Annotated in this window: 15 protein-coding genes and 1 pseudogene; 8 read left to right on the top strand and 8 right to left on the bottom strand. The window is 42.8% G+C overall.

Annotated elements, in window-relative coordinates; translation table 11 throughout:
• Positions 1-255 precede the first annotated feature (255 nt).
• From HUZ36_RS01020 to HUZ36_RS00990, 7 genes are all read left to right on the top strand, one after another.
• Positions 256-1,524: an efflux RND transporter periplasmic adaptor subunit gene (locus HUZ36_RS01020; RefSeq protein ID WP_128731360.1), complete on the top strand. Its 1,269-nt coding sequence runs from the start codon at positions 256-258 to the stop codon at positions 1,522-1,524.
• Positions 1,525-1,563: 39 nt separating this feature from the next.
• Positions 1,564-2,259: an ABC transporter ATP-binding protein gene (locus HUZ36_RS01015; RefSeq protein WP_176031781.1), complete on the top strand. Its 696-nt coding sequence runs from the start codon at positions 1,564-1,566 to the stop codon at positions 2,257-2,259.
• A 9-nt stretch (positions 2,260-2,268) separates the two neighbouring features.
• Positions 2,269-3,630 (top strand): ABC transporter permease, encoded by a 1,362-nt coding sequence (locus HUZ36_RS01010; RefSeq protein WP_176031780.1) that lies wholly within the window; start codon positions 2,269-2,271, stop codon positions 3,628-3,630.
• 2 nt (positions 3,631-3,632) lie between these two features.
• Positions 3,633-4,853, top strand: coding sequence for an ABC transporter permease (locus tag HUZ36_RS01005; RefSeq protein ID WP_176031779.1), 1,221 nt, complete (start codon positions 3,633-3,635; stop codon positions 4,851-4,853).
• Between the two features lie 61 nt (positions 4,854-4,914).
• Positions 4,915-6,234 carry a sigma-54-dependent transcriptional regulator gene (locus tag HUZ36_RS01000; protein WP_176031778.1) on the top strand — a complete coding sequence of 440 codons (1,320 nt, stop codon included), beginning with the start codon at positions 4,915-4,917 and terminating at the stop codon, positions 6,232-6,234.
• Positions 6,231-7,568 (top strand): sensor histidine kinase, encoded by a 1,338-nt coding sequence (locus tag HUZ36_RS00995; RefSeq protein ID WP_176031777.1) that lies wholly within the window; start codon positions 6,231-6,233, stop codon positions 7,566-7,568. The genes HUZ36_RS01000 and HUZ36_RS00995 overlap by 4 nt, the downstream gene beginning before the upstream one ends.
• Before the next feature lie 648 nt (positions 7,569-8,216).
• Positions 8,217-8,657, top strand: a complete 441-nt coding sequence (locus tag HUZ36_RS00990; RefSeq protein WP_176031776.1) for a hypothetical protein — start codon at positions 8,217-8,219, stop codon at positions 8,655-8,657.
• Between the two features lie 57 nt (positions 8,658-8,714).
• Here HUZ36_RS00990 and HUZ36_RS00985 read toward each other — a convergent pair.
• The 5 genes and pseudogenes from HUZ36_RS00985 to HUZ36_RS00965 form a co-directional block, all read right to left on the bottom strand.
• A pseudogene (locus tag HUZ36_RS00985) lies at positions 8,715-10,157 on the bottom strand (catalase).
• 417 nt (positions 10,158-10,574) lie between these two features.
• Positions 10,575-12,506, bottom strand: a complete 1,932-nt coding sequence (locus HUZ36_RS00980) for a S41 family peptidase (protein WP_176031775.1) — start codon at positions 12,504-12,506, stop codon at positions 10,575-10,577.
• Positions 12,507-13,108: 602 nt separating this feature from the next.
• On the bottom strand, positions 13,109-14,818 hold the full coding sequence (locus tag HUZ36_RS00975) for an AMP-binding protein (RefSeq protein WP_176031774.1): 1,710 nt from the start codon (positions 14,816-14,818) through the stop codon (positions 13,109-13,111).
• Positions 14,819-15,646: 828 nt separating this feature from the next.
• Positions 15,647-18,820, bottom strand: a complete 3,174-nt coding sequence (locus tag HUZ36_RS00970; protein WP_176031773.1) for an efflux RND transporter permease subunit — start codon at positions 18,818-18,820, stop codon at positions 15,647-15,649.
• Positions 18,821-18,824: 4 nt separating this feature from the next.
• Positions 18,825-20,000: an efflux RND transporter periplasmic adaptor subunit gene (locus tag HUZ36_RS00965; protein WP_176031772.1), complete on the bottom strand. Its 1,176-nt coding sequence runs from the start codon at positions 19,998-20,000 to the stop codon at positions 18,825-18,827.
• 604 nt (positions 20,001-20,604) lie between these two features.
• On the opposite strand from HUZ36_RS00965, the gene HUZ36_RS00960 reads away from it, so the two are divergent.
• Positions 20,605-21,207, top strand: a complete 603-nt coding sequence (locus HUZ36_RS00960) for a TetR/AcrR family transcriptional regulator (RefSeq protein WP_176031771.1) — start codon at positions 20,605-20,607, stop codon at positions 21,205-21,207.
• On the opposite strand, the gene HUZ36_RS00955 is transcribed toward HUZ36_RS00960, so the two are convergent.
• The 3 genes from HUZ36_RS00955 to HUZ36_RS00945 all read right to left on the bottom strand — a co-directional run bounded on the left by HUZ36_RS00955 (position 21,191) and on the right by HUZ36_RS00945 (position 24,876).
• A complete protein-coding gene (locus tag HUZ36_RS00955; RefSeq protein ID WP_176031770.1) occupies positions 21,191-23,035 on the bottom strand; it encodes an ABC transporter ATP-binding protein in 1,845 nt (614 codons plus the stop codon). The genes HUZ36_RS00960 and HUZ36_RS00955 overlap by 17 nt on opposite strands.
• Positions 23,036-23,405: 370 nt before the next feature.
• The gene (locus tag HUZ36_RS00950) at positions 23,406-23,852 is read right to left on the bottom strand and encodes a DUF3010 family protein (protein ID WP_176031769.1); all 447 of its coding nucleotides are present in this window, start codon (positions 23,850-23,852) and stop codon (positions 23,406-23,408) included.
• 34 nt (positions 23,853-23,886) lie between these two features.
• A complete protein-coding gene (locus tag HUZ36_RS00945; protein WP_128731719.1) occupies positions 23,887-24,876 on the bottom strand; it encodes an endonuclease/exonuclease/phosphatase family protein in 990 nt (329 codons plus the stop codon).
• Between the last annotated feature and the right edge of the window lie 36 nt (positions 24,877-24,912).

The raw sequence follows: 24,912 nt of genomic DNA, 5'->3' as shown, positions 1-24,912 counted from the left end.
AAAGGGTTACCGACGTTGAGTAGGAGCGGGTTTATCCCGAGATCTTTAATACAGCTCTCTCAAAAATCCATCATCACAACAACCCAACACAACCAACCGCTGTCCGAAAACTGTCCGGTGTCCGTCCAACTTCTCTAATTTACATCGTTAAAATTAATAAAATCTATATAAAACAATAATATAAGTTCTGGCACGTTACTTGTTATTAATTACTCATCATATTAGCGGACACCAACTTGTCCGCATGGAGGTAGCATGATTAAAGATACAAGTGCGCAAGACAAACAAGTCGCCAAAAAAAGAACCATAAAAAAGCCTGTTATCGCTTTACTTACCCTTGGGATCACCTTAGGTGGATTAACCAGTGCTTGGCCAAGCATTAACACGATTTTATCTGCCGAGCAGGCGGTGTCGCGGGAGCAAATACGTCTTGCCACAGTCGTAAGAGGTGATATCAGCGAAGATATTCGTGTTGAGGGGCGTACGCTCGCTGCGAATAACCCTGATTTATACGCTATTGCATCAGGCACGGTAACACTCAACGTTAAACCAGGTGATACCATAGTTGCAGGACAAATTTTACTCAGCATTGACAGTCCTGAGTTGGATAATCGTCTACTTCAAGAGGAAGCGACGTTTGAACGGCTTCAAACAGAAGTTGAGCGCCAGCGGATCTCAATCAAGCAGCAGCTACTCGATACCAAACAACGCATGGAAATGGCGAAAGTAGAACTGGAAGCCGCTGAGCGGGAAATGGCGCGATCAAAACAAAGTATCGAAAAGCAAATCATCTCAAAGCTAGAGCTTGAGCAGTCCATGGTCGAGCTAAAGCGCGCACAATTGCAAGAGCAGCATGCCATTGAGTCTTTAAAACTGGAGCAAGAGCGGCTCGCGTTTGAGCTCAAAAGTAGCGAACTCAGTCTAACTCGACAACAACATATTCTAGAAGAAGTGCAGCGTCAGGTTGCTGCACTTAATATTGTTTCGCCTCTGTCGGGGATTGTTGGTACGGTACATGTGCAGCAAAAACAGTTCGTGCAGCAAGATGCGGCGCTCATATCATTGGTTGACCTTTCAGAGCTTGAAGTGGAAGCACAAATTCCTGAAATTTATGCAGAAAACCTAGGTGCAGGCATGGCCGCTGAGGTATTCATTAATCAATATCAATACAGCGCTAAGCTAGTTGCAATTTCCCCTGAAATTGAAGCTGGCCGCGTGAGTGCACGGGTGCGATTTGACGAGCAGCCAAGTGGTCTTCGTCAAAATCAAAAGGTATCAACCAGAATTATTCTGTCGCAAAAGCAAGACGTACTCAAAGTAAAAAGAGGTGCATTTGTTGAAACAGGCGCTGGGCGTTTTACATACACAGTTGTCGGTGAGCAGGCAGATCAAACATCCATTCAGCTTGGTGTAAAAAGTATTTCTGAAGTTGAGGTTATCGATGGCTTGAGTGAGGGGCAAGAAATCGTGATCTCAAGTTTAGAGCCGTTCAATAACAAAGCGCGAGTGTTACTCGGTAAGTAAGTCAGCCGCGCATCAAATAAGAATGAGAAGGAATAAGTAATGTTAAAAATGAATGAAGTAAGCAAAATTTACCGCACTGATCTGATTGAGACCCATGCGCTGAGCAATGTGAATTTGAGCATAGATGAGGGGGAGTTTATTGCCGTTACCGGTCCATCAGGTTCAGGCAAAACGACTTTTTTGAATATTGCCGGTTTATTAGAGCGCTTTGAACGTGGAGACTACTATTTAGATGGTGAAAACGTTGCCAATCTTAACGATAAAAAGCTGTCACAGCTAAGAAATGAAAAAATTGGTTTTATCTTTCAAGGTTTTAATCTTATCAGCGACTTATCTTTATATAACAACGTTGAAGTTCCCCTTATTTTCAGAGGAATAAAAGCCAGTGAGCGCAAAAAACGCATTGAAGAAGCACTTGAGCTCGTTGGGCTTGCAAGCCGCATGAAACACTACCCGGCACAGCTAAGTGGTGGACAGCAGCAGCGTGTTGCCATTGCCAGAGCATTAGCTGGAAAACCTCGGTTCTTATTAGCAGATGAGCCAACAGGTAATTTAGACAGCTTAATGGCAAGGCAAGTGATGGACTTGTTACAAGAAGTAAACCAAGCGGGTACTACATTGATTATGGTAACGCATGACAATGAGCTGGCAAGACGAGCAGGTCGTAACATTCAAATTCTTGATGGCGAACTCACTGACATCACTAAATCTCAGCTAACTGATCTGGCAGTGTAGGAGCAGGCAATGAAAGAGTTAGTAATTTTAGCTTGGCAAGGGTTAAAACAAAAGCCCAAGCTCAGTGCTCTGATGGTGATCAACCTAGCAGTTGGGATCACATTAATGTTAACGATGTCAGCTATTGTGAAACAAAGCAGTAGTGAGGTAATTGGCTACAAGGGGGATAGCTTATACACAGCTGGCCTCAACTATTTTGACGTCGATGAAGACGTGAACGACTTTAGGCAGTTTCCTCGTTGGACGTATCAAGATGCTCAGGCCCTTCAACAAGCGAATTTACCGTATGAATATGTATCGTTTAACTATACCACTGAATTTATCGTGGGGCTTGCAGATAATTCAGTTAGGCCAATAAGTGTTGAGGCGTCAGGTACAGATAGTGGGATGTTTAATGTGCTTGATGTGCCGTTTATCTATGGTACCGCGTGGAATGCGCAAAGCGAGAAAAGTGGCGAAGCAATCGCTGTTATCAGCAAACATGCCAACGATCACTTATTTGGTGGAGTAGACTCTGTAGGGCAGTTTATTCAGGTTCAGGGAGAGCAAATACGAGTTGCTGGTGTAGTCGACCTAACGCGCTATAAACGTCGCTTTCAAGATTTAAGTTTTAGTAATAATTATAATCACGACGTATTTATCCCTCTAAATTATGCTTATGCGCAAAACTTTCCGAGAACGGGACAGGTAACGTGTAGAACCGACGACTTATACACAACAATCAGTCCTCGTAGTGGCAGTATCGATATGCTGAAAAGTGCAGAATGTGGTTATTTGACGGTGTGGTTTCAGTACCACAATGACGTAGAATTGGTGCAGTTGGCCGAATTAAAAACATGGTTGAATAATTATATTAAGCAGCAGCAAGCGCTTGGTCGTTTTCAACATAAAAACCTTACCGACTTTTATAGCATGGGCGAGTTGTATATTTTGATCCAGCGCTTTATGGCATGGGAAGCTATTTACCTGACTTTTTCTTACTTATTATTTGGTATTTGTTTAGTCAATACCGTTGGTATTCTGCTGGCTAAATTTCAAGCTAATCGCAAACTTATTTCCCTATATAGGGCACTTGGTGCCAACCAAAGCGTGATCATGATCATTCACTTTTTAGAGATTTTAATGTTAACCCTAGCTGCCATTGTCCTTGGGTTTATATTGGCGTTCGCAGGTCTTGAATTGATGTTCCATTTACGCATGTACCAAACTGACTATATGGCCATAGCAGAGCAAGTAAGGCAAATCTATCAGTTCGATAGTGAATTGGCGCTTGTGACAACGCTAGGTATTTTCTTGGCAGTCGGACTGTCTGGACTATATCCGGTGTACCGCAGTAGCCGCGTATCACCAGCATCGGAATTAAGGGGATAAACATGGCGATTAAACACATTCTAAGCTTAATTCTAAAGCAAAAAAGTATTGCGTTATTAATTATTTTACAAATAGCTATCACAGTGATGATTGTCAGCAATACCGCATTTATTAGCTACGCAACATTACAAAATTGGTTGATCCCATCAAAGCTTGAAGAGCGTCAAATACTCAATGTCACGACGCGGGTATTTGATACCTCAACCGATGTCCCAGCCCTAATAGAAAAGGACATTCAAGCGATTGAAAAAGTGCCTGGTGTTATTGCAGCGTCTTATGCTGGTCGAGAGTTGGTATTGAATAGCTTAGGCCCAGGATGGACTATTTTTAAAGACACCCAACCAGAAACTGACTACCGTGTATTTGGTTATTTTGGTCTTGATGAAAAAGGCGCAGATGTACTTGGACTTGAGCTTGTTGAGGGGCGTAAATTTTATGCCAGTGAATATATTAAAGGAGATGAAACAACCAAAAATGCAGGGGTTATGATGATAAGTGAAGAGCTAGCTAAGTCGTTATTTGGTGATAGCTCTGCTCTCGGTCAATTCGTGTACATTTCAAGGCAGCGCATCGCGCATCAAGTTATTGGTGTATATAAAGGCAAAATGCTGGGAGAAGGTGCAACGTATAGCCAACAGCCATATCATTCCGGAATTGTTCCTGAAGTTATTTGGGGCAATCGTCAGCGGGTAAATTACTTAGTCAGAGTCGAAGCTGGAGTGTCTGAGCGGGTGCTCGAAGACGTCGAAACCGCACTCTATCATACAGATGGGCGAATGGTTGACCGAGTCGAGTTTGTAGGCAGAGCTAAAAAACGTTTATGGGATGGCCGGAGCACCTTTGCGCTCACCATGGCAGGGATCAGCCTGATTGCTTGTGTGGTAACAGCACTTGGCATCGTTGCACTCGTTAGCTTTTCTGTTAGCTTACGTAAAAAAGATCACGGCATACTGCGTGCTCTGGGAGCTTCTAAAGGTCAAGTAATGTGGTCTTTAATAAAAGAAAATACAATTTTAGTCTTTATCGGTTTAGTGCTAGGCTTTGGCCTCTCGATTTTGCTTTACTATTTTTTGATGCACAACGTTCGCGTGCAAAGTGTGGTGGAGATCCCGTTATTAGTCGGGGTTGCTATTTTCACTTGGCTTGTAAGCACCCTTGCGGTGTACGTGCCAGCCAAAGAGGCGGCTAAAGTGTCACCGGCTCAAGTAACCAAATCGAGTTAATAATAAAAACAACAAAGCCCCGTATGGGGCTAAATCTATAAATTAGGATCAAAAAGCGTTCATGAGTGTATTGGTAATTGACGATAATCCAGATGTAATTCAAGCCATTAAAGTCCTTCTGTTGCTCAACGATATTCAGTGTGAAGGTGTCACTTCTCCGCAGCAAGGGTTAGAGATGGTGCGCAGTAAGCAATTCGACTTGGTCATTCAAGACATGAACTTTACGCGGGATACCACAAGTGGCGACGAAGGCAAAGCGCTGTATAAAGCGATTCGAGATATAGAGCCTGACTTGCCTATCATCTTACTTACCGCGTGGACAAACCTAGAAATGGCGGTAGAGCTTATTAAAGATGGTGCGGCAGACTACCTAGCTAAACCTTGGAAAGACCATAAGTTGATCACCTCAGTGAAAAATTTGCTCGAAATGCGTGAATTGCAAGAGCAGGTGAGTAGCGCGGCAAATCAGCGTAATGCGCGAGTGCAAAAATTAAAGGCACAATATGATTTGTGTGGTGTGGTGGTTGCCGATCCTGCCATGTTGAGCTTGCTCGAAATGGCAACTCAGGTTGCCCATTCTGATGCACCAATATTGATCACAGGACCAAACGGGGCAGGTAAAGAAAAAATTGCAGAAATCGTGCAAGCCAATAGCAGCTATAAACATAAGCCCTTTATTAAGGTAAATGCTGGAGCTATTCCAGCTGACCTGATTGAGGCCGAATTATTTGGGGTTGAAAGTGGTGCGTATACAGGCGCACAAAAAGCCAGAGCTGGGCGCTTTGAAGCGGCTGATGGCGGAACCCTATTTTTGGATGAGATAGGTAACTTGTCTTTGGCTGGTCAACAAAAATTACTGCGAGTATTGCAAAGCGGTGAGTTTGAACGTGTTGGCAGTACGGTGACAAAAAAGGTCAATGTAAGGGTAATAAGTGCTACCAATAGTAATTTACCAGAAGCTATCCGTGCAGGTGCTTTTAGAGAAGACTTGTATTACCGAATTAACATGATAGAGCTGAAGTTGCCGCCATTGTCTGAACGTAAAGAAGATATAGCCGAGTTGGTAGAACACTTTTTACCTAGCAGTAAAACAATAAGCAACGCGGCAATGAAGCAGTTAAAGCATCATTCTTGGCCGGGTAACGTCCGAGAGCTAGAAAACACCATAGGTCGCGCAGTGCTGCTGAGCTCAGGACAAGAAATTGAATGCGCGCATTTGGCGATTCAAACGCCGCAGCATGGAACTGTACTTGAGTACACACAAGCAGATATTCAAGCAGCGTTAGACAGTGCGGATGGCGTTGTTAGTAAAGCTGCAAGAAAGCTTGGGCTAAGCAGACAGGCACTATACCGCAGAATGGAGAAGTTTGGTTTAAAATGACGGTATCTCTTCAAGCAGCAGTGTCTGCATGCGTTTTTATCTCATTGTTAGTATTTGCAAGTGTTGTTGGCTTTGCTTCGGCTTTATTGTGGCCTATCACATTATCGCTGTCAGCTGGGCTCCTTAGTGCAGCGCTTGTGGGACTATTAAGCGTTCAATATTGTATTGGACGCCAGCAGCGAATAATCGATTGTTTGACAAATGGGCTTCGTAGCTTTAAAGATCAAGATTTCTCAATTCAAATTACCCATTTTGACAGCATAGAAATGGCTGACTTAATTCTAGAATATAATCGTTTATCGACAACACTAAAAAAGCAGCGCCACGCCACAAGCCAACGAGAGTTGTTACTCGATACGATTTTACAAGTGTCCCCGGTATCTATTTTGTTGCTCAACCAATTTGACCAAGTCATATACGCTAACGACAAAGCCGGAAAATTACTTAATAACAATAAGTCGTTAAGCGGCCTAGTGCTTCATCATGCCATTGCAAATGCAGACCCAAAGCTGCAAACTATTTTGCTACAAAAAGAATCCGGATTTGTGACTTTTCAAGCCAATGATGAAAAGCAAAGCTATTACTTTTCAAGGCAGAGCATAACGCTCAACCACCAGCCACATGTATTGTTAATGTGTCAAAACTTATCCAGCGAAATGAGCCGTCAAGAAGTGGGGCTATGGAAAAACGCCATTCGGCTGATAAGTCATGAGCTTAATAATTCATTAGCGCCCATTTCTTCGTTGACCAACTCGGCAAATACAATTGTAGAGCGCAGCGCCAAAGAGCAAAACCACGCCCTTATTCAACTATTGCCCGACATGCTCTCGACGATTAACCGCCGCACGGAAAACCTCAGTGAATTTGTGGCTAAATATAGCGAATTTGCAAGATTACCTGCGCCAAATATTACAGAGCAACCCTTGCAGCCTTTACTTGATACCGTTAGCAAACTTTATGACTTTACTTTGCTGGCTCCACTCCCTGTAGAAAGTGCCTTTTTCGATCCTATACAGGTAGAGCAGGTGTTGATTAATTTAGTTAAAAATGCGCATGAATCAGGGTCTAAGATAGATGAAATAGGCGTGAAGCTGCTGGTTGATTATCAACGACTCATTGTTGTAGTCGTGGATAGAGGGGCGGGAATGGAAGAAGAAAAGCTTGCAAATGCAGTACTGCCATTTTTCTCCACAAAACCAAGTGGTACAGGTATAGGGCTGAGTATTTGTAATGAAGTCGCCATTGCCCACGGTGGACAACTTAAGCTATTTAATCGCAAAAAAGGTGGCTTAATGGTGCAGTTTGATTTACCACTCGTCGCACCAAAAGCATAGCTTTGTAATGACACTTACCCATATCTGGTAGGAGCGGGTTCACCCCGCGATCTTTTAGGTTGTAATACCGCACCCTATGCCACGGAAATCTTTTTGCTCGGATAAATCAAGACCTACAAATAACAAGCTTCACAGGTTTAGCCTGCTGGCCTCACTTTCTGTTAAGCTCATATCTGGTAGGAGCGGGTTCACCCCGCGATCTTTTAGGTTGTAATGCCGCACCCTAAGCGGCGGAAATCTTTTTGCTCGGATAAATCAAGACCTATAAATAACAAGTTTCACAGGTTTATCCTGTTGTCTTCATTTTTTGCTAAGCCCATATCTGGTAGGAGCGGGTTCACCCCGCGATCTTTTAGGTTGTAATACCGCACCCTATGCCACGGAAATCTTTTTGCTCGGATAAATCAAGACCTACAAATAACAAGCTTCACAGGTTTAGCCTGCTGGCCTTACTTTCTGTTAAGCTCATATCTGGTAGGAGTGGGTTCACCCCGCGATCTTTTAGGTTGTAATGCCGCACCCTAAGCGGCGGAAATCTTTGTCGTGGTAAATCACGACCTACAAATAACTCCTGTTGAGCGCATATCTATCGACAGGCAAAGGCAGAGCAGCGATACTCAAGCAAATTGACCATATAGGGATATAAACTTGAACGCGCAAACTCAAACCAATAACTACTTTTTACTCTTTGCCGGCGTGTGTACAGCGATTGCCGCAGTGGCGCACATTGGCTGCATTATCTTCGGTGCATCTTGGTATCGATTTTTTGGTGCCGGCGAAGAAATGGCTACTATGGCCGAGGAAGGGCTTATTTATCCTCACCTTATCACTGCCGTTATCGCTACAATTTTACTGCTCTGGTCATGCTATGCGTTTTCAGGGGCAAAATTGGTCCGGCAATTACCTTTGATGAAAACCGCTTTGTGTGTAATAAGTTTAATTTTCTTAATAAGAGGAGTTGGCTTTGTTTTTATCATGCCAACTATCCCTGATAACAGCATGACATTTTGGTGGGTGAGCTCCTCCATTTGCTTGGTCATAGGCGGCGCTTTTGCGCTTGGAACCAAAAAAGCTTGGTCAAAAATTTAGCCGTTTTAAAAGCCAGCACTTCAGGTGCTAGCTTTTATTCAGATTGGGGAGCTAACCTTATTGATCCAGTGCTGTTCTAACACCGGCTTCAAGTTCTTCGTGAACAGATTTAAATAACCCAAGTTGGCGTTCTATGATATGTTCAGGTACACCCGCCATCGCGCGCACGATGTTGCCGTACAAGCGCTGCTTTTGGGCATCATCAAATAGGCAATATAAAGCACGAGGCTGTGAAAAGTCATCATTATCTTCGCGGTGGTCGTATCTATCTGCCATTCCCTAAAGTTCAAGAGCTGGGCGTTTATACTCTGGAATCTCTTTTGGGCCTCCCATTGAGTTAGGCTCGTAGTAAGCATCTTCGTTGCCACCGGGTTCATTGTTAAAGAACCGCATTGCACCGTCTTTGTGGTAATGATGCACCGGGCATTTTGGGCGATTAACAGGCAATGCCTCATAATGGGTACCGAGTCGGTAGCGGTGCGCATCAGCATAAGAGAAAATGCGTGCTTGCAACATTTTATCCGGAGAAAATCCAATTCCAGATACTACATTAGACGGACTAAATGCGGCTTGTTCTATATCAGCAAAATAATTGTCTGGTATGCGATTTAATTCGAGTGTACCAACATCGATGAGGGGAAAGTCGCCATGTGGCCATACTTTGGTTAGATCAAACGGATTGTGTTGGAACTGTTTTGCTTGCGCTTCAGTCATCACCTGAATTTTCATATCCCATTTCGGATAATTTCCGCGTTCTATCGCCGCTAGCAAGTCCTCTTGAAAACTCTCCCTGCTTTCGCCAATTACCGCTTTAGACTCTTCATCAGTATGATACTGGTGGCCTTGCTGGGTTTTCATATGGAACTTTACCCAAACTCTTTGGTTCTCTTCATTGATCAAACTAAAGGTGTGAGAGCCATAGCCATTCATGTGTCTCACATCCGTTGGCAAGCCACGATCAGACATTAAAATTAATACTTGATGCAGGCTTTCCGGTGACAGAGACCAAAAGTCCCATTGCGCGGTGTTAGAGCGCAGGTGAGTTTTTGGGTGACGCTTTTGGGTGTGAATAAAATCTGGGAATTTATACGGATCACGGACAAAAAAGACGGGGGTATTATTGCCAACTAAATCCCAATTACCTTCTTCAGTGTAAAACTTTATCGAGAAACCTCTTACGTCACGCTCAGCATCCGCAGCCCCTTTTTCGCCAGCTACCGTTGAAAAGCGCATCAGAATATCGGTTTGCTTGCCAACCTCAGCAAACAGTTTTGCCTTGGTATACTGGCTTATGTTGTTTGTTACTGTAAATGTTCCAAATGCACCCCATCCCTTAGCGTGAACGGTACGCTCTGGAATCCGCTCTCTATTTTGATGCGCCAGTTTTTCGATCAACTGGTAATCCTCAACCAGCAGTGGACCTTGAGGGCCTGCGGTCAAACTATTTTGATTATAGGCGATTGGATTACCTGCGGTGGTCGTTAATGGACATTTCGTCATTGCTCGTTTCCTTGTATGTAAAATATAGCGCTGAAGGGAGCAAAAACTAAGCCAGGTTAAAAATTCATACTTATCATTGGCTTATATTTCTAATTTAATCGTTATGGAGGAATTTACAGAGAAAAATTTTCATAGTGAAAGTTATTTTCCCAGTTAAGGGAAGTAGGATTTGCATACGGGTAAGATACTGTATAGTTGTCTGAAATGCAGCGGTTTACCCGCTGCGAGTTTAGGAATGAATGTTAACTAATACCAATTTGACTTAATACTTGCTCAATTTGAAGGAGTAAATCTGACGCTAACAGCGTTAAAAATTTCTCATTTAGAACAACTAAATAGCAAAATTTTTGCCTCGTTATCGACAAGATTTTCTTGCCTCAAAATAGACCACTTAGTTAAGCAAATTGGTATAAAAGCTTAGAAAAACCTTGTTGAATTCCATAGACGTGTTTTACCACTATCTAATCCAACAAACTGCACAGTGCCGCTGGTTACATCAGCTGGTAATGTGTAACTCAGTGTTTTAGCTTGTGCGCCATAAGCAAATGCAGGAATACGTTTTACTTTTGTGCCGTCAATATACACATCTACATATTCAGTATTTGTTACGTCAAAACTATACAGGCCATTCGTCTGCGCAATTGGTGCGAATCTATCGGACTCAAATACGACTGTTGCCTGAGCGGTTGGTTTTGCAAGCAACTTGCGGGCGATAGTGTTGAAGTCTTGCGTGTCGCCGTCAAAGATGTCTTCAACGTTATAGCTAACGAGTTCATCTGCGACACAGCCATAGTCTTCAATGAGTGCATTAATATGATGACCTTGACGTACAGATTGACGCCATGAGACGCGCATACTTTGCTCATAAGGAAGTGCTTGGTATGGCGCACCAACGTATTGTACAAATACATTGTGTTCAAGCACGTTCGCGCCACCAGCACCTGTGCGTTCATGTTGGCCAAATACCGTCGCGATGCCGTTATCCTGCATACCACATGTAAACATATCACCTGCTGAATAAGTGTTGGCATTGGCCCAAATGCCAACATTACCATAGTATGCTTGGCCAATTTGGTTGGCAGCATCTTTGGTGATAAATGAAGTGGCAGCTGAATACTGCTCAGTCGTACCTTTAACATCAGCTAACACTTGACGCCAATTGTCGCTAAGAAAGGTGCCAAATTGCGAGTTATTCAGAATATGGTGATTCTCATCTGTATTAATAAAACGTACGTGTGAAGGCGTTACGCGTTTTGGTGTAAACAACTGCAACAAGTAGTCGTTGTATACAATGTTACCACCTGGGTTACCTCGAACATCAATGATAAGCGCTTTGGTATCGTTAAGTTTATTATCTAAAAGATCAATAATAGCGACGAGCGCAGTGTTAACACCGTTTGTAGGTGAGAATGATGCGAGTTTTATGTAGCCTACTGACTCTCCGTCAACCTGTACTTTATTCCACGTCACGGTCGGCTCTGCGGTACCATTTGCAGCTAACATAAAGGTATCATCTTGCGCTGCCGCTTCCAATTCTTTAAATGTCGCAAACTCATAGTTAATACTTTGAGTAAATTGTGCCGTTTCATCCTGTGCTGTGGCAGGCGCGTTGGGTTTTGAATTAAATACTAACCAAGGCACGTTAATGGAGTATGTTTCACCTGTTTCATAGGACTCAAGTGTAATCGTTAACGCATCTTGTTGTGGTGGGAAGTGTTTGTTATGTGATTTGATAGTTAACGTATTGACAGCCCCAACAAATCCGCCGTCAGGGTTGGCACCGCCACCTTTAAATAAATTATTGTTTACCGCTTCAATAATCGGCTGGCCATTGTAAGCGACAACCTTATCACCTAAAGATACAGAGGCAATTTCTGGCGCAAGTACGGTGTAATTTTGCCAAATTCGGTTTACGCGTACTTCTTTACTACCTTCTGCGCTGACTGTTTGGGCAAAGTGAACCGGTACAAACGAAATAAAGTTTTTCATTGGCGCTGGGTAGTTATAGTCCAAATGAAAATCTCGTTGTGACAAGAAGATTTGTTGCAGCTGCTGGTGGAATTGAGTAGAGCTCAAGTTCCCCATGTTGTTAATTAACTCATCAATTGCGACCACAGGATCTAAGTGGCCTGCTGGAGAGAGACCATAGTACAGGTTCTTGGCATATTTATTTACGTATAAACCGTCAAGTAGCAGTTTTGCTTGCTCAGCGACTAATGCTTTTTGCTCATAACTATAATCTTGAACGCTGATCTGGTTACGCGTGTCTTCAAGGTAAGAAATTTGTGCTATTGCACCCGATGTAAAGCTCAATGCCAAAACGCTGGCTACTGTTGATAATTTAAACATATTGTTATTTTCCTGTATGTATTAACAAGACTGTTTTATATCTTTTGGGTACAAATGTCGATACAGTTTAAATAAAATGATAATAATTTATGGTTTTTACTGTTTGGTATTAGGTGTTATTTCTGATTGTTCGCTTTTTAGCTGAAATTTGATGCAATAACGCAATGGTTCCTTGGTAGGGGGATTGGCTCGCTACGTATCAAGTAACTTGCTGTACAGAAAAGAAATTAGCTAACCCATGGTTTTAAATATTAGGCTAAATGATTTCCTTACTCAGCCTAAAAGTGCTAGGTGGCGATAAGCTAAATTTTCCGCCTTGTTGCCTATACGAATATCGGTATCTTGGCGATAGCAGGGGGAGTTATCGAAAAGCTTGTCTTGCCTCAGCACAGAAAGCTTAATTAAGTAACCTGAGCCAACGGATAATTAATGCCTTTCTAGCTGCCAGTTTTAGCACTAACTGCGTTGAATTCACTTCCAACAGCGGCTATTGGTATAACAGTGATTTGAAGGCTAGCTGCGCTAAAGGTGGTTATTTAAAAGCACAGCGCAGTTAGCATGAGGATTGATAGCTCAGCGGTGTTGATTATTTCACGCTTTGACTATGCGGTTTGGTGTAGCTCTTGCTCCATCTGATCTCGCATTTTAAATTTCTGTAGCTTCCCTGTTACAGTCATGGGATAAGCATCTACCAATCTAATATGTTTTGGTATTTTAAAGTAAGCGAGCTTTTCTTTTAAAAATTCACGAATATTATCTTCAGAAATGTAGTGGCCGGGCTTGAGTTGCACCCAGGCGCATACCTCTTCACCATACCTGTCATCTTGAATACCAAATACTGCGGCATCCTGAATGTCTGGGTGGTGATACATTACCTCTTCAATTTCGCGAGGGTAGATATTTTCGCCGCCGCGAATAATCATATCTTTAATACGGCCGACAATACTCACAAACCCTTGCTCATCCATTACCGCTAAATCGCCGGAATGTAGCCAGCCATCAGCATCAATGGTCGCAGCTGTTTTTTCAGGGTCTTGCCAATATTCTTGCATTACACAGTAACCTCTCGCACATACTTCTCCGGGCGTCCCAATGGGGGCGATATGTCCAAGTTCATCAATAATTTTAACTTCGGTGTGCGGCATGGCCCGACCGACAGTTTGGACGCGCTTGTCGATGGGAGAGTCAATCTCGGTAATGTTATTAATGGGGCTGCACTCAGTTTGGCCATAGCCAATTAGCACATCAGTCATGTGCATTTGTATTTGTACTTGGCGCATTACTTTTTCAGGGCAAGTTGAGCCTGCCATCACGCCTGTGCGCAGGGAGGACAAATTGAATTCGCTAAAATTAGGATGCTCTAATTGAGCAATAAACATCGTTGGTACACCATGAAGCGCAGTACACTGCTCCTGCTCGACAACCTGAAGTGTTTTTAACGGGTCGAAGCTATCGTTTGGAAATACAGCGCAAGCGCCTTTACTTAAACATACTAAGTTGCCAAGTACCATGCCAAAGCAATGATAAAGTGGGACAGGAATGCAAAGCTTATCTTGCTCTGTGAGTTTCATGGCATTGGCAACCAGTAGTCCATTATTGAGAATGTTTCGATGTGTCAGTGTGGCGCCTTTTGGGTTTCCTGTGGTGCCAGAAGTAAACTGAATATTGATTGCCTGATCTGCATTTAAGTTAGCTGCGATTGCGCTTGCTTCTAAATAGTGGGCGTCATTTGCCATCTCTAGCAGAGCTGAGAAATTCATGAACCCAGGTTCACTATCCTCATCAATCAGTACAATTTGTTTCAAAGATGGAAGACGTTTGGAGGTTAGCTCACCAAACATACAGTCATAAGATTCTGGTGCTAGCTCTCTTATCATATCTACATAATGGCTATGCTTAAACGATTTTGCCATCACTAGCATCTTGCATTCTACATTATTGAGTACATACTCAAGCTCGCTTGGTCGATAGGCGGGGTTTATGCAAACCATAATGGCACCAATTTTGGCTGTTGCAAATTGTACCAAGCTCCATTCAAGGTTATTGGGAGACCAAATACCAACTCTATCCCCAGGTTGTATGCCAACTGCCAATAGGCTAGCGGCCAGTTGATTGATCTTATCGAGATACTGCCGATAAGTCAGACGAATTGATTGATGAGAAACAACAATCGCTTCTCTTTGTGAATGATTGTCGACAATGTTGTCGAAGTACTCTCCTATTGTCAGATTAGTTAATGGTGTTGTTTGAGATCCTGTAAAGTAACTTTTTGTAAGCTTGTAGTTATTTAATTCTTTGCTCTCTGTAGTCATGACATGTCCTTGCTGTTGATCGGTAATTATACCAATTTGACTTAATACTTGCTCAATTTGAAGGAATAAATCTGACGCTAACAGCGTTAAAAATTTCTCATTTAGAACAACTAAATAGCAAAATTTTTGCCTTGCCTACACGGATGTAGGTACCTTGGCGATAGCAGGACGCGGTAGCGGAGTTATCGACAAGATTTTCTCGACTCAAAATAGACCGCTTAGCTAAGCAAATTGGTATTATTATCGTTATGTACATTCAGTGATAACGTAATTGTCGACAAAATCAAGTTTAATTGGATGAAAAGCATGAATTTAAGACTAATGGATAGTAATAAAGCATGGGAGTAGAATAATAATAAGCTTGTTATTTAACCAGAGGTTTGGATAAGGAATATTCCAACTCATTGTTGCTAAAGCGCAACTTAGTTTTCCTTGTCTAGTCCGAGAGATTTGGGGATAGCAGCACGCGGTAGCGGGGTTATCGACAAGATTTTCTCGCCTCAAAATAGACCACTTGATTAAGATAATTGGTATTAATACCAATTTGACTTAATGCTTGCTCAATTTGAAGGAGTAAATCTGACGCTAACAGCGTTAAAAATTTCTCATTTAGAACAACTAAATAGCAAAATTTTTGCCTTGCCTATATGGATGTAGGTACCTTAGCGATAGCAGGACGCGTTAGCGGAGTTATCGACAAGATTTTCTCGCCCCAAAATAGACCATTTAATTAAGCAGATTGGTATAATTATCCGAAGCTCAGATTGCTTAGGATAAAAAACGCCTGAGAAATTCAGGCGTTTTACTTTGGCTTGCGATTAAGGCGGGTTACACCAGCCCTTCATCTGTTTCTACATGCTCTTCTTTGTGGTGTTTGGCAATCTCATCTGAAAGCGCTTGTTTGGAGCGTTTTTCTGATAGTCGCCTTGCCATTAGCCAATAGAAGAATAATGGTAAGAAAAATACCGCGAGGAAAGTCGCAGAGAGCATCCCACCCATAACCCCTGTACCAACACTGTGTCTTGCTCCTGCACCTGCGCCTGAGCTCATCACCAAAGGAACAACACCAAGGATGAAAGCAAGTGAAGTCATAATGATGGGTCTAAAGCGTAGTCTAGCGGCTTCTAGTGCTGCAGTGGCAGGACTCCATCCTTCTTGGTATTTCATCAATGCGTATTCAACGATCAAGATAGCATTTTTACTGGCAAGGCCAAGTAGCGTCACTAAACCAATTTGGAAGTAGACATCGTTGGTGAGTCCTGCAATCCAAATCGATACTAGTGCGCCAAAGGTGCCAAATGGTAGTGCTAGCATCACAGAGACCGGTAATGACCAACGCTCATAAAGTGCCGCGAGGATCAAAAATACCATGATCACAGCCATACCTAGGGCAATACCAGTGGTACCAGAGTTTTGCTTCTCTTGGAACGCAGAGCCTGTCCATTCGTAAGTCATATCTGGGGGGAGTACTGCATTAGCGATACGCTCAAATTCAGCAATAGCTTGTCCTGAACTGTAACCTGGCGCGGCTTCACCCATTAACTTCACCGCTGATAAATTATTATAACGGTTCATGGTTTCAGGACCTCGGCTGTATTCAATATCTGTAAAGGCAGAGATAGGAACCATTTCGCCACGATTGTTTTTCACATATATGCGTCCAACATCTTCCGGTGTCATTCTAAACTCGGCTTCTGCAGACATAATAACTTGCCATGCACGACCAAATTTATTGAAATCGTTAACGTAGTAATTACCCAAATTAGCTGCCAGAGCGTTAAACGCTGAATTGATATTAACTCCCATGGCACGGGCTTGTTCACGATCCATATGCACTTTCAACTGCGGCGCATCAGGACGCCATAGCGTTTGAATACCTGTAAGGATTGGACTCTTCTGGGCTTCAGCCATGATCATCTGCATGCCTTGCTTTAATTTAGCAGGATCAGAGCCGCCTTTATTTTGCAAGAAGACTTCAAACCCACCTGTAGTACCCAATCCAAAGATAGGAGGTGGATTAAAAGCAAGTACCAATGCTTCGTTGATGTGTGCGGTCTTCATAAATAGCTCACCAACAAGTTCTTTCGCTGACACGTCTCGCTCATCCCAATGTGTTTGTGTCACAAACATCGTCGCGGCGCTATTTTTGAAACCTCCGCCGATGAAGTCCATTCCCGTAAACGCCACAACGTTTTCGTTAGCTGGGTTTGATTTCGCAGCTGCGATGACTTCATTGGCTACTTTAGCGGTGCGCTCTAGTGAAGAGCCATCAGGTAAAAATACAGCAATCATGTAGTAACCTTGATCTTCGTCAGGTACTAAAGAGCTTGGTGTTTTTTGCCACAAAAATACCGTTGCACCAATCATGGCTGCCATCAATGTTAGGCCAACAAAACCACGGCGAACCATAAAGCTAACCGCACCAACATAGCGTCCGGTTACACGATGGAACCAGTCATTGAACCACAGGAAGAACTTGGCATCTTGTTTGTGCTCGTGCTTAAGCAGCAACACACAAAGCGCAGGCGTCATCGTCAGTGCAACCACACCAGACAAGCTAACCGAGATCGAAATAGTGATCGCAAATTGGCGGAATAGTTCACCTGTTAAGCCACCTAAAAAGGCGATAGGTACAAACACTGAACATAGCACCAGCACAATCGCAACGACAGGGCCACTTACTTCCTGCATGGCTTTAACCGCAGCCTCTTTAGCCTGTAAGCCCTGCTCGTGCATAATACGCTCAACGTTTTCAAGTACTACGATGGCATCGTCTACCACGATACCAATAGACAGTACCATGCCAAACAGGGTTAATGTGTTAATTGAATAACCGAGCATATAGAGCCCTGCAAATGTGCCAAGTAAAGATACTGGTACCGCAAGTGTTGGAATTAGCGTTGCACGCCAGTTTTGCAAGAATAGGTAGACCACTAAGAATACCAAGATCATTGCTTCACCTAATGTTTTTAACACCTCTCGAATTGAAACTTCTACAAATCTTGTGGTGTCATAAGAGTTAACGTGAGCAAGACCGGTAGGGAATTGAGGTTTGATCTGTTCAATTTCCGCTTCTACAGCCTTTGCTACATCTAGTGCGTTTGCACCTGGTTGTAAGAACACACCGAGTAATACAGCCTCTTTAGCGTTGATAGTACCTTGGAAGTTATAGTCTTTTGAGCCTAGTGCCACGCGTGCAACATCTTTAAGGCGAAGTGTTGAGCCGTCAGGATTTGCACGAACAATGATATTCTCGAACTCTTCTGCGGTAGATAATCGACCTTTTGCGGTAACACTGTATACCAAAGACTGCGCGTCTTGAGAGGTTGGAGTTGCACCAATACTACCTGCCGCGTACTGAGAGTTTTGCTCTCTAATTGCACTGGCAACTTCATCCGCTGTAACTTCAAGCTGACTCATAATATCTGGGCGCAACCAAATACGCATGGCATAATCTTTAGCACCAAAGATCTGTACGTTGGTCGTTCCAGGAATTCGCTTAACACGGTCGAGGATATTCATCGTGACGTAGTTTGACGTCCAAAGACTATCTCGAGTTCCATCTGGCGAATAAAACGCATGAACTTGTAAGAAGTTAGAAGAGGTTTTCTGAACAACCACGCCTTGACGTCTCGTTTCTTCAGGTAGTCGAGCTTCAACCTGCTTTACACGATTGTTTACGTCTACCGCAGCCTGGTCGACATCTGTGCCAATCTCGAATGTCACCGCAATTGTTGTGACGCCAGAGTTGGTGCTTGTCGATGTCATATACATCATGCCCTCGACACCCGTTATGGCATTTTCGATAGGGGTCGCGACAGTTTGCTCTAACACATCAGCGGAGGCTCCAGGGTACACTGCTCGAACCTCGACTTGAGGTGGGGCAATTTCAGGGTACTGAGCGACTGGTAAGCTGCGCATTGCTGCCAGACCTGCTAGTACTATCACAATTGAAATAACAAAGGCAAAAATAGGCCTATTTATGAAATATTTGGAGAACATCAGGTTATTCTCCTTGCTCGCTCACAGATACCGGCATACCGGGGAAGAAAATTCTAGCCATTCCCTCGACAATCACAGGTTGACCTGTTTGCAGGCCCTCACGGATCACCCACATATTTTCGTTGTTAAGTTTAACCCATTCACCAACTTTAACTGGTGCGGGTAGGGCAACGGTCGTACCTTGTTCGTTCTTAGTTGCAATGTATACAAACTTACCTGTGCCGTTATCCAATACAGCACGTTGTGGCAACACAATCGCATTGTTTCGTACGGCTCCAGATAACTTGACTCGTACAAATTGCCCCGGTCTTAGTTCACCGTTTTCGTTTGGGATGCGAGCTTGCAGTTCACTGGTGCCAGTAAAACGATTTACGCGAACATCGCTAAAGTTTACTTTACCCACTTGAGCGTATAACGACCCATCTTGAAGAATAATTGTGGTATCAAACTCATTGTGTTCTGGTAAAGACAATAAGCCACTTTCCACGTCTTTTCGTATCGCTAATTGCTCGCGCTCTGAAAAGCCAAAACGAGCGCGGATAGTGCTAGTATCAGTTAGCTCTGTTAACAATACGCTAGGTCCTGAAACATAACTGCCCTCAGACATCAGCTCTCGTCCAACAATACCCGAAACCGGAGCCTCAACTTTTGCGTATTCTAAGTCCAGCTCAGCTTCTCTTAATGCCACTTTGGCAGACTCAAGGTTTGCAATCGCAACATCATATGCTGAAACAGAGTTATCAAAATCGCGTTTGGATACTGAACGCTCGTTTTTTAGTCGCTCAAGTCTGTCACGTTCGCGTTTAGTTTGCTCTACGTTTGCTTTTGCTGCTTGCAGTGCTGCTTTTGATTTTTCTACGGCTAACTCAAAAGGCTTAAGCTCTATGGTAAATAGCGATTGCCCAGATTTTACAAACTGGCCTTCTTCAAAATTTCTCGACTCGATGATCCCTGAAACACGAGAACGGATCTCTACTTCCTTATCACCGGCAAGCGTTGCAGGTAACTCGATATCAAATGGAACCGATTGGGTGGTAACTTGCTGCACGCTCACTTTTGCAGGAGGCATTGCATGGCCACCTCCTTGTTTTGGTGCTTCTGAACACGCGGACAAAGCGCCAAGCGTGAGCATTAAAAAAGATAGGTGTTTTGCACGACTACGTATTGATGTTGGATACATGAACACTCCAATTCCTATATTATCATTTTATGCTGCCCAGCGGGTTTACTGGGAATATCTTGCAATTTGCCTTTAATAACAAACAGTTGCCTATAATCACATAGGCAACTGACGCAATTCCATGTCTCAACCACACCAAAGTTAAGGCACTTTGAACGACAATTAAGCAAGTAAACGCTAGTGTATACTTAAAGAAATAAAAGGTAAACGACTCCGTGTACTTTTCTTTTGTTTAGGTATACGATCATGTGTACTTTTTATTAACGAATTTTTTGATTAAAATAAAGGGAATGTTGATTTATTACAAAGAGGGCTTATCTCCATATCAGCCTTACTTGGTATACAACTTACCATGTGATTTAGCAGCTAAATAACCTTTGCCCATTGGTGTGGGCGGTGCTTGAGCGAGTTTTTAGGTCAACTGTTACCATTTACGTTTTATCTGGTATTGATAATTCGTAAAATTCAGTAGTCAAAAATGCACAGGCTAACAAAATAAACCATGAGATACTGGCATCCTAAGTGATGACCTTTTGCTTATCCAAACGTTAGGTTATGTAGATGGCTCGCTTTTCCCACTATTAATTAAAGACAGAATAAGTAGATGACGCAACTTTCACCAAAACAGCATTCAATTTTATGCGCAGCGATTGAAGAATTTGCGCAAAAAGGTTTACAAGCAACCACGATGGAGTCGATCAGCCAATCAGCTGAAGTATCCAAACGAACACTGTATAAACATTATTCAACAAAAGATGAATTGTTTGATGCTGTTGTCGAATTGTTGATTGAACGGATAAAACCTATAACGGCAATACAGTTTATTCCGAATTATGATTTTTCTGTGCAACTACAGCACCTCGCAAAAAGCGCGATGACGTTGTTAAATGATGAAGATTACATGCGCTTATCTCGGATAGTGATGATTGAATCTATGCGCAGCTTTGAACAAGCTCAGAATTTGAATGGCAAATTTAGCCATTGTGAAGCTGAAATGATCCAGTGGTTTGAGGATGCAGCAAATGCAGGCTGTTTAGGGGATTTTGATGCAGATCTTGCGGCCGCGTACTTCTGGGGAGCGCTCAAAAAGCTTGGGTACTGGGAGCGGGCGATTAAATGGCAAGCTCCACTTCCTGAAGCAGAGCTTGACATATTAGTTGAAAAGGCGGTGGCATTATTTTGTAACGGTGTTACTCAACGCCAATAAAGCCGCCTGTTTGGTGGGACCAAAGTTTGGCATAAATGCCACCCAAGGCTAGCAAGGATTGATGGCTGCCTTCTTCAACAATCTTGCCTTCGTCCATTACTATTAGTCTATCCATTTGCGCTATGGTGGAAAGACGATGAGCTATGGCGATTACGGTTTTGCCTTCCATCAGTGCATCTAAGCTTTCTTGAATTGCCTGTTCAACCTCTGAGTCTAACGCCGATGTTGCTTCATCTAATATCAAAATAGGCGCATTTTTTAATAACACTCTGGCAATAGCGATACGCTGTCGCTGGCCTCCTGATAATTTGACGCCACGTTCACCGACTTGAGCATCAAAACCTGTATTTCCATGACTATCTTCTAAATCTTGAATAAAGTCGTACGCTTGAGCTTCTTTTGTTGCTGCGATTAATTCTGCTTCTGAGGCATCTGGGCGACCGTAAAGAATATTGTCTCGCACGCTGCGGTGCAACAGTGACGTGTCTTGTGTCACCATGGCGATATAACGCCTCAAACTCTCTTGCTTAACCTCTGCGATATTCTGATCGTCAATGTTAATGCTACCATTATCAGTATCATAAAATCTTAGTAATAGGTTGACGAGTGTAGACTTACCAGCACCTGAGCGTCCAACAACACCTATTTTCTCCCCAGGTTTAATATTGAGGTTAAGATTTTCAATAACATTATGCTGACGTGCAGCATCTTTTCGTTTATAAGCAAAAGTTGTGTTACAAAAATCTATTTTTCCTGCTTTAAAAGCCAATGGTGCAGCGGTCTTTTGATCGACAATTTCAAGTGGTCTAGAGAGAGTATTCATGCCATCTGCAACGGTACCTATATTTTCAAATAGGCCGCTAATTTCCCACATTATCCACTGTGCCATGCCGTTTAACCGCAGCGCTAGGCCAACAGTTATGGCAATTGCACCAGCGCTAATGGCATTAAAAGACCAAAGATAAATAGACAACGCAGCAACCGAAAAAACGAGAAGGTAGTTTAACGTCTGAATACTTACATTAAGGCTAGTTGCTAAACGCATTTGTTTATAAACAGGCTGGATGAATACATCCATACTATCTTTGGCATACTCTTCCTCACGTTTAGTGTAAGAAAATAGCTTGACTGTCGAGATGTTGGTGTAGCTGTCAACAATTCGGCCTGTCATTTCTGAGCGCGCATCAGCTTGTTCGCTAGAGACTTGTTTTAGCTTAGGTACAAAATAGAACTGAAAGCCTATATAGCATCCAAGCCATACTATAAGTGGGATCATCAAACGCATATCACTACTGGCAACGAGCGCAAGCATAGCAGTGAAATAAACCAATATGTATACCAGTACATCAAGTAGCTTCATGACGGACTCTCGCACAGCTAGTGCTGTTTGCATTACTTTAGTCGCAATACGCCCAGCAAACTCGTCTTGGTAAAATGTCATGGACTGCTTTAGCAAATAGCGGTGTGCTTGCCAGCGGATCGCCATCGGGTAATTACCCAGTAAACTTTGGTGCAAAATTGCGCTATGGAAGAAAACGATCAACGGTAAAGCAACTAAGGTGACCAAAGACATTCTGATCAATTCGGTTTGTTTTTCAGCGAATAACGTTTCTGGCGTATAACTGGATAACCAATCAACTAAGTCACCCATAAAACCAAAGAGTGTAACCTCCAACACTGCTAATATCGCAGCACTAAGTGACATAAAGAAAAGTGGCCATCCCATACCTTGGGTATAAAAACGACAAAATGCCAGTAAACCTTGTGGCGGCTGACCGACCTCATGTTCTGGAAATGGGTTGGTAAAGCGTTCAAAAACTCGATACATGAATAATCCCTAAATTTGTTCAGTAGCTAGTCTACCTTGATAGTGCGCCATGCGCGAGTCACAGATTGGTGCTAAATTTGCACAAATAGCTTGTGATTTATTCATTTGATATTGGGACAAGGAGCTAGTTGACTTATCGTGTTACAAACTCAAAACCGGTTAGTGTGTGAAGCAAATTACTATGACTCCGTTGTGTTGCAAGCATTCATTATTACAAGTGTCCTAAAAATACTATTTAGCAGTCGAGCACAGAGTTTAGCTATCTTGAATTAATTAGGAAGAGAGTTGCAATGAAGGTGTCTGGTCTGTCGAGAAATGTTGGTAACGCAATAGGGTATAAAGGTCAGCGTACTGACCTTTATCGTTTTAGCTATTCATCTTTTGCGTATGTTTTACGAAGGATATAAACGTATGCATTAGTAAAAGCCTGCTCTTGGAACTTTTTTAATCCAGTATCTTCAAAGTCCACAGGAATAGGGTTTCTTTTTAGTTGCTCTTTTACTTCGGTTCCAGCGAGGAGTTGCACATCTACATCAGAGATAAGTTGGATAGCGGCTTCCATCTTAAACCCTGCGGCGCTACCTGCAAATTTACCTTTGTGCGGACGCTGGCGAATGGCAACAGAGTCTACGCCATAATCTTGTATTAGTTTTGCAAAGTCGAATTGAAATTTGCGCATTTCCTCAAGGTCAGCTCCTTGGTTGCCCAAAGTAAAGCGTCGCTGACGAATATCTCTGATATCAAAAACATCATCTTCTTTAGTTAGCAAACAAAGAAGCGCTTCGCTGCCAGAAATTTCAACCCCAAGTGTTCTCATTTTCGTGTCCAGATTATGCAAAAATTGAATTATCTCACAGTGTTATTTCTATTGCTATTGCTGCATGGTCAGAATAACAAATATCTTCATCTATACGCCTCGGATCTAGATGAGCATCATAACTATAGTAGTTCAGCGAGGTCACTTTTTGTTCCGCGCGATTGGGATTAAACTCTTTGGAGCATAAAATGTAGTCCAGCACATTGCCTTCCCCGCGATAGTAGTGGCTAGGTGGTTTTTTGCCATTGCTATTATCAGCGTAAAAAAAACTGTCAAATAATCCAACGCTATCAAAACTGCTATTTGCCAACGGTGGAAAAGCTTGAGTCATAAAAGACAGGGCAGGGTTTTCTAACGCATCATTAAAATCTCCCATTACTAATGTGGCTGCCTGTTTTTCGCGTTGTGTTTTCAAGGCATCGTAATAAATAATAGAGGCTTCTAGTGACCGAGATATTTGTGATTGCATTGTGCCTACAGTTTCATGTAATAGCGTCAATAGAGGGTCATCTTGATGTGATTCTCCCAACATGTGCGCCATGGAGTGAACACGTTGTGACTTTAGATGTATGGCATAACATGCGAGTAACCCAAATCCGGGAATATCAAATTTACATTTTATTGGCGTACGGTTGAACTTGAACTGATGTTGGTTATTTAGGTATTCAAGTAATTCAGGGCAAGGCTCAAGCGGAGCGAAAGACTTTATAGGTAACTTAGAGGCGATAGCGACGACAGGTTTAAATAGAACATTTGGGTAAACGTGGTCTGGACTGGGTGAGTCTACCGTGGCGAAGTGAACTAACCCTAAATCTTCACAAATTATCTGTAATGCGTCGGGTGTGAACACTTCTTGAAATACAATCACATCAGGATTGATATGTTGAATAAGACCGGTGATGAACTGGGTCTTAGTTTGCCATTGGGTGTCGTTATAATGCTCATGAAGTTGATAAAACGAAAAAGGTGGTGCTGTAAAATTCAATAGATTAAAGGTTGCAAATCGATATCGCTTTTTGGCCACAGAGGATCCCGAAATAGTTTTTGTAAATTAATAGAT

The organism is Pseudoalteromonas sp. McH1-7 (assembly GCF_013366255.1).
GTDB classification, from domain to species: domain Bacteria; phylum Pseudomonadota; class Gammaproteobacteria; order Enterobacterales; family Alteromonadaceae; genus Pseudoalteromonas; species Pseudoalteromonas peptidolytica.
This window is presented reverse-complemented; position numbering and strand designations above follow the sequence as displayed.

Coding starts and splice junctions, on each gene's coding strand:
- HUZ36_RS00950 (WP_176031769.1), bottom strand. CDS start 23,852: ATGAGAACACTTGGGGTTGAAATTTCTGGCAGCGAAGCGCTTCTTTGT.
- HUZ36_RS00980 (WP_176031775.1), bottom strand. CDS start 12,506: ATGTTTAAATTATCAACAGTAGCCAGCGTTTTGGCATTGAGCTTTACA.
- HUZ36_RS01010 (WP_176031780.1), top strand. CDS start 2,269: ATGAAAGAGTTAGTAATTTTAGCTTGGCAAGGGTTAAAACAAAAGCCC.
- HUZ36_RS00960 (WP_176031771.1), top strand. CDS start 20,605: ATGACGCAACTTTCACCAAAACAGCATTCAATTTTATGCGCAGCGATT.
- HUZ36_RS00975 (WP_176031774.1), bottom strand. CDS start 14,818: ATGACTACAGAGAGCAAAGAATTAAATAACTACAAGCTTACAAAAAGT.
- HUZ36_RS00995 (WP_176031777.1), top strand. CDS start 6,231: ATGACGGTATCTCTTCAAGCAGCAGTGTCTGCATGCGTTTTTATCTCA.
- HUZ36_RS00970 (WP_176031773.1), bottom strand. CDS start 18,820: ATGTTCTCCAAATATTTCATAAATAGGCCTATTTTTGCCTTTGTTATT.
- HUZ36_RS01015 (WP_176031781.1), top strand. CDS start 1,564: ATGTTAAAAATGAATGAAGTAAGCAAAATTTACCGCACTGATCTGATT.
- HUZ36_RS01020 (WP_128731360.1), top strand. CDS start 256: ATGATTAAAGATACAAGTGCGCAAGACAAACAAGTCGCCAAAAAAAGA.
- HUZ36_RS01005 (WP_176031779.1), top strand. CDS start 3,633: ATGGCGATTAAACACATTCTAAGCTTAATTCTAAAGCAAAAAAGTATT.
- HUZ36_RS00955 (WP_176031770.1), bottom strand. CDS start 23,035: ATGTATCGAGTTTTTGAACGCTTTACCAACCCATTTCCAGAACATGAG.
- HUZ36_RS00965 (WP_176031772.1), bottom strand. CDS start 20,000: ATGTATCCAACATCAATACGTAGTCGTGCAAAACACCTATCTTTTTTA.
- HUZ36_RS01000 (WP_176031778.1), top strand. CDS start 4,915: ATGAGTGTATTGGTAATTGACGATAATCCAGATGTAATTCAAGCCATT.